A 5,895-nucleotide genomic window follows, 5' to 3' on the forward strand; every position below is an offset into this window, starting at 1 on the left:
GTAAGGTGGTGCGTCGTCAGGGTCAGCGGCGCAGGCTGTCCACCACCGAGGGCGGCGCATCCACCCCTCGGGCTGGCCCAGAAACTTGCCACCGGCCTGAATGAATGCCTCCAGGCTGGGCCGCAGGCTGCTGGGCACGGCAATGATGTCCATGCCCAGCACCCGCGCCATTTCGGCCAGGGTGGAATAGCGGGGGTCCAGGTCGCCGCCTTCGGTGCGCTGCACCGTCATGCGGGAGAGACCTGCACTTTCGGCCAACTGGGCCTGGGTCATCTGTTGGGCTTTGCGGGCGGCGGCGAGAGCGGGGATGAGATCGTTTGGCATGATGATATTTATACTCTTTTTTAGAGTAAAGAGTATATAAATATACAAATCTTCGCCGTCATGACTCGGTTTAGAGCGGAGCCAACGGAGGCAATACCTCGCTGCGCTCTGTGCAAAACCGCTGCGCCTCCTCCAGCAGCCATTCTTTCACCAGCTCCATTGCCGGGCTAGGGTGCGTGGTGGTCACAAACGAATAGGCCGCGCGCGATGTCACGCTGCGCCTGAGCAGCGGCACCAGGCGCCCGGCCTTCACATCCTGCAGCACCAGCGCGGCGCGGCCCATGGCAATGCCCTGGCCGGCCAGCGCTGCGCCGAGGGCCAGTTGCGACAGGTTGAACTGCTGGCCGCCCGCCCAGGGCGGTGGCGTGGCGCCCCTCTGCGCAAACCAGTGCTGCCACTCCTCGTAAGTGTCTGCGCCGTCCCAGGCGCTGCTGTCGTGCAGCAGCCAGTCGCCGTGCAGGTCTTGCGGCTGGGTGATGGGCGGGTGGCGGGCCAGGAACTCGGGGCTGGCCACGGGGATGAGCCATTCGTCGAGGAACACGGTGGCGTTCAGGTCGCGGTAGCCGCCCAGGTCAAAGCGCACGGCGGCTTCCACGCCGTCGCGCACCATGCGGGTGCGGTCCAGCGTGTGGAACTCGCCAAACACGCGCAGCCCGGTGTGGGGGTGCTGGCGAAAGAAGTCGCCCAGCCGGGGGGTGAGCCAGCTCATGGCAAACGAGGGCGAGCAGCTCAGTGTGGCGGTGGCGGCCTCTGCGGGCTGGCGCATCTGGGCCAGGGTGCTTTCGATGGCGTCAAAGCTCTCGCGCAGCACCACGGCCAGCCATTTGCCCTCGGGTGTGGGCACCAAGGCGCGCGGCGTGCGCAGGAATAGCGGGCGGCGCAGCCAGTCTTCGAGCTGCTTGACCTGCTGGCTCACGGCGCCCTGGGTGATGCACAGCTCGGCCGCCGCCTTGGTAAAGCTGCCGTGGCGGGCGGCTGCATCAAAACTGCGCAGCCAGGCGAGCAGGGAGGGGGAGAGGCGAATATCCATTATTAATACTAATGATGCGCTCAATATAAATGGTTTGTGACGGAGGCGTGACCGGCGAAAAATGGGGGCAAGACTTTTCGAGATGAACGCGCCATGACGATTGCCGAACCCCAACCTGCCATCGATGCCCTGCTGGCCACTCGCCTGCGCAACGCCCAGCCCGCCCTGTGGACCAACCCGGCGCGGCAGGCACAGCCCGCCGCCGCGCTGCCTGCACTGGGCAGGACCATTAGTCTGGATGATACGCACGCAGCGGCCGCCCGCCTGGCACGTTTTGCCGGGCTGCTGGCGCAGGTGTTCCCCGAGCTCGCCGCCACCGGAGGCGTGGTGGAGTCGCCCCTGCTGCCTGCTGCGGCGCTGGCGCCTGCACTGGACATGGCCGAAGCGCGAGGGAGCCTGTTCATCAAGGCCGATCACAGCCTGCCCGTGGCGGGCTCCATCAAGGCGCGGGGCGGCATGCACGAGGTGCTGGAGTTTGCCGAGGGGCTGGCGCTGCAGCATGGGCTGGTGCAGCCCGGCGGCGACTACCGAGCGCTGGCGACGCCGCAGGCGCGCGAGCTGCTGGGTCGTTACCAAGTGGCGGTGGGTTCTACCGGCAACCTGGGCATGAGCATTGGTGTGGTGGCATCGGCCCTGGGTTTTCAGGCCACGGTGCACATGTCGGCCGATGCCAAGGAATGGAAGAAAGACCGCCTGCGCCAGCGTGGCGTGCAGGTGGTGGAGCACGCGGGCGACTACGAGCATGCCGTGGCCGCAGGCCGTGCCGAGGCGGCCAGCAACCCGCTGTGCCACTTTGTGGACGACGAGCAATCGTTCTCGCTGCTGCTGGGCTACAGCGCGGCGGCGCTGCACCTGCAAAAGCAACTGGCCGAGCAGGGCGTGGCGGTGGGTGCCGAGCACCCGCTCATCGTTTACCTGCCGTGTGGCGTGGGTGGTGCGCCAGCGGGCATCACCTTTGGTCTGCGGCAGGTGCTGGGGCCCCATGTGCACTGTTTTTTTGCCGAGCCGGTGCAGTCGCCGTGCTTCATGGTGCAGATGATGGCCGATGCAACGCAAGGTGTGGGGCAGCACCCCTCGGTCTACGACTGGGGCCTGACCAACCGCACCGAGGCCGATGGCCTGGCGGTGCCGCGCGCGTCGCTGTTGGCGGCCGAACTGATGCGTCCGCTGCTGTCGGGCGTGTTCACTGTGGCCGACGACACCTTGTTTGCACACCTGGTGCGGGTGCTGGACGCCTTGGGCGAGCGCATCGAGCCCTCGGCTGCCGCAGGCTTCAGCGGCCCGGCGATGTTGACGGGTACCACGGCAGGGCAGGCCTGGCTGCGCAGCGCGGGCATTGAGGCCGTGCTGCACCAGGCCACCCACCTGGTGTGGACCACGGGCGGCCTGCTGGTGCCCGATGCGCAGTACCAGGGCTTTGTGCAGCGCGGGCGGGCCGTGCTGGCTGCGCAGGCTTGATGGGCCGCCACCTTTTTTCCTCTTTTTTTTTACTTTTTTATCTGGAGCCACGCCATGAACCGCAAGCAACTGCTTTTGTCTGCCGTCCTCTGTGTCGCCCTGGGGGCCACTGCGTGGACTCCGGCCATGGCGCAGGAGGCTGCGTTCCCCACCAAGCCGATCACGCTGGTGATTCCGTTCCCGCCCGGTGGTGCCACCGACGTACTGGGGCGGCTGATTGGCAAAAAGCTGGGCGACAAGCTGGGCCAGAGCGTGGTGATTGACAACCGCGCGGGGGCGGGCACGGTGATTGGCGCGACGTCGGTGGCGCGTGCGGCTCCCGATGGCTACACGCTGCTCATGAGCTCGGGCACCACCTTCACCGTCAACCCCGCCGTGCGCGCCAAGCTTCCGTACGACCCGGTCAAGAGCTTTGAGCCCATTGGCATCACGGGCCGCACGGGGTTGATTCTGCTGGCCAACAAGGATGTGCCAGCCAACGACCTGAAGCAGTTTGTGGCCCTGGTGAAGGCGGCCCCCGACAAGTATTCTTATGGCTCGTTCGGCACAGGCACCACCTCGCAGTTTGCGGGCGAGATGTTCTTCCACGCGGCGGGCCTGAAGATCCAGCATGTGCCGTACAAAGGCAGCGCGCCCGCCATGACCGACCTGCTCGGCGGGCAGATCCCGTTCACGGTGGACACCGTGTCGGCCGCGCTGCCGCAGCTCAAGGACGGCAAGATCAAAGCCATTGCGGTGACCTCTGGCAAACGCTCGGCCCTGCTGCCCAAGGTGCCTACGCTGGCGGAGAGTGGCTATCCCGGCCTGGAGATGGACACCTGGCTGGCCATGGTGGCGCCCCGTGGCCTGCCGTCGGCCGTGAAGTCCCGCCTGGAGCTGGCGCTGGCCCAGGTGGTGTCGGACCCCGAAACGCGTGACAAGATGATCGCGGTGGGGTTCGAGCCGTCCTATGCTTCGTCCAAGGTGTTGGCCGAGCTGATCGACAAGGAGCTGCCGCTGATGCGCGCCATTGCACAGCGCGCAGCCATCACCGCAGACTGAACCCGTGTGACCAGAACAAGAAGACAAGCCCGAGATGACCACAACAAGCCCCCAAGCCCTGGTTGAGCTGACCGCCAACGAACTGCGCCATCACATCGGCACGCGCGAGATTTCGCCGGTGGAGCTGCTCGACGCCTGCATCGCCCGCATCGAGGCGGTGAACCCGCATGTGAATGCCGTCACCGCCACCTGCTACGACCGCGCCCGCACTGAGGCCAAAGCGGCCCAGCAAGCCGTGCTGCGCGGCGAACCACTGGGCCTGCTGCATGGCCTGCCCATGGGCGTGAAGGACCTGGAGGCCACGGCGGGCTTGCTGACCACCTATGGATCGCAGATCTACCGCGAACACATTCCGGCCGAGGACAACGTGCTGGTGGCGCGCCTGCGCGCGGCAGGCGCCATCGTCACCGGCAAGACCAACATCCCAGAGATGGGGGCGGGCGCCAATTCGCGCAACACCGTGTGGGGCGCTACGGGCAATCCGTTCAACCCCAACCTGAACGCTGGGGGATCGTCGGGCGGCTCGGCCGCTGCGCTGGCGTGCGACATGCTGCCGGTGTGTACGGGCTCGGACACGGGTGGGTCGCTGCGCATTCCTGCATCCATCTGCGGGGTGGTGGGCTTCCGGCCCTCGCCCGGCGTGGTGCCCAGCTCGCGCAAGCTGCTGGGCTGGACGCCGATTTCGGTGGTCGGCCCCATGGGCCGCACGGTGGAAGAGGCCTGCCTGCAGCTGGCGGCATCGGCGGGCATGTCGGCGGGCGACCCGCTGAGCTACCCGCTGGACCCGATGAGCTTCCTTCTGCCCGAAGCCGTGGACCTGAGCCGCCTGCGCGTGGCTTATACCGAGGACTTTGGTGCCTGCGCTGTGGACAACGGTATCCGTGCCGTGTTCCGCCGCAAGGTACAGGCCATGAAGCACCTGTTTGCGCGTTGCGACGCCATCGACATCGACCTGGGCGATGTGCACCGCTGCTTTGACGTGCTGCGCGCCGAAGCCTTTGTGGCCAGCACGCGCGAGGCCTACGAGCGCGACCCCGCCAGCCTGGGCCCCAACACCCGCGCCAACTACGAAATGGGCGCCGCCATGACGCTGCTCGACAGCGCCTGGGCGCAGGCCGAGCAGACACGCATTCTGGCGCGATTCCAGAAGCTATATGAAGAGTACGACGTGATCCTGGCGCCCACCACGCCGGTGTCGCCGTTTGCGTGGACCCAGCTGTTCGCCAGCCACATCAACGGCGAGCCCCAGGCCAACTACTACCGCTGGCTGGCGCTGACCTATGTGACCACGCTCACCACCCACCCGGCGCTGAGCCTGCCCTGTGGGCTGGACGACGCCGGGATGCCGTTTGGCCTGCAGATCGTGGGCCGCTTCCGTGCCGACCGCCACACGCTGGGCGTGGGGCATGCGCTGGAGCAGGCGTTCAAGGGCATTGCCGGGCTGGCGCGCCCACGCCCTGACATGGCCAAGCTGATGCAGACGCGCGCCGAACCCGCGCTGACCTCCATCGTGACCGTGGCACCCGACCCCCGCGATGCCCGCAGCCTGCCGCGTGACGACCGTGCGGCATCGGCAGCGCAGGTGTCGGCCGTTTGAGCAGGAGGAGCAGATGCAAACCGTAGACACCATCGTCGTCGGCGCAGGCATTGCCGGGGCCTCCGTGGCCTGGCAACTGGTGCAGCCCGGCGCCGCAGGGCAGGGCGCCAGCGTGCTGCTGCTGGAGCGCGAATCGCAGCCCGGCTATCACACCACCGGCCGCTCGGCCGCGCTGTACATGGCGACCTATGGCACGCCCAACATCCAGGCGCTGACGCGGGCGAGCCGCGCGTTTTACGACGCGCCGCCGGCGGAGTTTGGCGCTGACCCCATCCTCTCACCCCGGGGCGTGGTCTATGTGGCGGGGCCGGACCAGTTGGACCTGCTCAAGCAGACCTACGACGAAGCGCATGCCACCTCGCCCAATGTGCAATGGGTGGACAAGGCCGAGCTGCTGGCAATGTTGCCCTGCCTCAAACCCGAGGCTGTGGCTGCAGGCATGAGC

General features: G+C 67.1%; 5 protein-coding genes and 1 pseudogene. 4 read left to right on the top strand and 2 right to left on the bottom strand.

What is annotated here, in order from left to right:
* Window positions 1–22: 22 nt before the first annotated feature.
* Together AC04MI_RS22965 and AC04MI_RS22970 are read right to left on the bottom strand one after the other, a co-directional pair.
* Window positions 23–324, bottom strand: a pseudogene (locus tag AC04MI_RS22965) (helix-turn-helix transcriptional regulator).
* A gap of 70 nt (window positions 325–394) precedes the next feature.
* Window positions 395–1,354, bottom strand: coding sequence for a LysR substrate-binding domain-containing protein (locus AC04MI_RS22970; protein ID WP_436077221.1), 960 nt, complete (start codon window positions 1,352–1,354; stop codon window positions 395–397).
* A 93-nt stretch (window positions 1,355–1,447) separates the two neighbouring features.
* Here AC04MI_RS22970 and AC04MI_RS22975 point away from each other — a divergent pair, with 93 nt between their 5' ends.
* From AC04MI_RS22975 to AC04MI_RS22990, 4 genes are all read left to right on the top strand, one after another.
* Complete coding sequence (locus AC04MI_RS22975; protein ID WP_436077222.1) at window positions 1,448–2,812, top strand: D-serine ammonia-lyase; 1,365 nt, start codon at window positions 1,448–1,450, stop codon at window positions 2,810–2,812.
* 54 nt (window positions 2,813–2,866) lie between these two features.
* Window positions 2,867–3,853, top strand: coding sequence for a Bug family tripartite tricarboxylate transporter substrate binding protein (locus AC04MI_RS22980; RefSeq protein ID WP_436077223.1), 987 nt, complete (start codon window positions 2,867–2,869; stop codon window positions 3,851–3,853).
* Window positions 3,854–3,887: 34 nt separating this feature from the next.
* Window positions 3,888–5,450, top strand: a complete 1,563-nt coding sequence (locus AC04MI_RS22985; protein ID WP_436077224.1) for an amidase — start codon at window positions 3,888–3,890, stop codon at window positions 5,448–5,450.
* A 13-nt stretch (window positions 5,451–5,463) separates the two neighbouring features.
* The coding region (locus AC04MI_RS22990) for an NAD(P)/FAD-dependent oxidoreductase (RefSeq protein ID WP_476498792.1) at window positions 5,464–5,895 on the top strand (432 nt) is incomplete at its 3' end.

The organism is Acidovorax sp. LjRoot204 (assembly GCF_056175785.1).

Bases quoted from the DNA above. Each gene is read 5' to 3' on its own strand.
- AC04MI_RS22970 (WP_436077221.1), bottom strand. From the start codon at position 1,354: ATGGATATTCGCCTCTCCCCCTCCCTGCTCGCCTGGCTGCGCAGTTTT.
- AC04MI_RS22985 (WP_436077224.1), top strand. From the start codon at position 3,888: ATGACCACAACAAGCCCCCAAGCCCTGGTTGAGCTGACCGCCAACGAA.
- AC04MI_RS22980 (WP_436077223.1), top strand. From the start codon at position 2,867: ATGAACCGCAAGCAACTGCTTTTGTCTGCCGTCCTCTGTGTCGCCCTG.
- AC04MI_RS22975 (WP_436077222.1), top strand. From the start codon at position 1,448: ATGACGATTGCCGAACCCCAACCTGCCATCGATGCCCTGCTGGCCACT.